The sequence below is a fragment of the Streptomyces sp. YS-3 genome, from assembly GCF_045257485.1.
Lineage (GTDB): Bacteria > Actinomycetota > Actinomycetes > Streptomycetales > Streptomycetaceae > Streptomyces.
Genome location: NZ_JBJHPC010001001.1, coordinates 1 through 1352 on the forward strand (window position 1 = coordinate 1; position 1352 = coordinate 1352).

1 protein-coding gene and 1 pseudogene are annotated in these 1352 nt (G+C 75.4%); one reads left to right on the forward strand and one right to left on the reverse strand.

Translation table 11 applies throughout. From position 1 onward, the window contains the following. Positions 1 to 265, forward strand: a pseudogene (locus ACJA3G_RS37035) (hypothetical protein); the annotation flags it as partial. A 79-nt stretch (positions 266 to 344) separates the two neighbouring features. Here the strand turns inward: ACJA3G_RS37035 and ACJA3G_RS37040 are convergent. Continuing rightward, the gene (locus ACJA3G_RS37040) at positions 345 to 1325 is read right to left on the reverse strand and encodes a DUF916 domain-containing protein (RefSeq protein WP_406557398.1); all 981 of its coding nucleotides are present in this window, start codon (positions 1323 to 1325) and stop codon (positions 345 to 347) included. Between the last annotated feature and the right edge of the window lie 27 nt (positions 1326 to 1352).

Below are 1352 nucleotides of genomic sequence, written 5' to 3' on the forward strand. Positions count from 1 at the left end.
CCCGGCGACCGCAGGGGGCACGGGCCCATCCGCCCCGCCACCGGGGACGACCGGGGGCACGGCCGGCACATCCGGCGGCACCGGCCTGGTCACCCACGTCAACGGCCCGGGCGAGGGGCCCGGTGGCGGCAGTCTCGCGGGCACCGGCGCCGCCACCACCGGGTGGCTGCTCGTCGGCGCCGGAGTGCTCGGCGCGGCGGGGATAGCGGCGGTCCACTACGCACCGCGCCGCATCCGGGGCGAGAGCGACGACACCGCCGCGTGAGACGAGCGCAGCCGCCTTCGGCTGCGACCGCCGGGCCCGGTCGCCCCGTCCGGGCCCGGTCGCCCCGTCCGGGCACCCGTCACTCCGTACGGGCCGCCGCGCGGCGCCGGAGCACCAGCCACACCACCCCACCGGCCAGAACGAGCCCGGCGAGGGCGACGACCGTCCAGTTCACCGTGGCGTAGCCGACCTCGGCGCTCTCGACCAGATCGCCGGCCGTGTCGGCGGCCGTCACCTCGACGTTCCCCCAGTCCACCAGGGGCGGCCCGACCCACTTCTGGGTCACCTCGACGCGCTGGCCCGGCAGCAGTTCGGCGGGCAGACGCCGGCCCGGCGGCTCGAAGGCGGTGTGGCCGAACACCCCCTTCGCGCGCAGGGTGACCTGCGGCGAGAGCATCACGTTTCCGCTGTTGACGAGCGCGTACGAGATGGTCGCGGCGCGTCTGGCGCCCGGCACCAGCGGCGCGGTGTAGCGGAAGCGGACATCGTCGATCCGCAGCCCTCGCACTCGGGCGCCGTTCACCTTGAGGTAGAGGCGGGCACCGACGGCCTGCTGGACCGCGACGCCGTTCCCGTCGGAGCGGCCCAGACGCGTGTCCAGGGCGACGATCGCCCCGGGGTGGTCGCCGGGCTCGGCGCCCGTCGGCACGGTGAGCGTGAACGGGACGGTGACCTGGCCGCCGCCGGGAACGGTCACCTCGGTGCGGTCCAGCCGCGTCCAGGCCCCGACGCCGGTCATCCGCTCGGCCTTGTTCCGTACGGCGAAACCGCCGTCGCGCGGGGTGTTGTAGCCGTCCGTCCCATACAACTGGAACGTCGCCGTCCGGGCGTCGAGGTTCTTGACCGTCACCTTGTCGTGGACGGTCGCCCCGCGGTCGGTGGTCATCCGGAAGTAGGCCCGGGCCGGTGTGTCCGGCGCGCCCTGGTGCACCGGGAACACCGACCAGCGGCCGTTGTCCGCGGCGTGCGCCGGTGACAGGGGCAGCGCGACGAGCGCCGCGAGCAGCCCGAGGACGACAAGAAGCGGCGCCGGGCGCCGCGAAGTGGTGCGGTGGCTCATACGGTTCCCCCTCATGGGGCCGGAAGC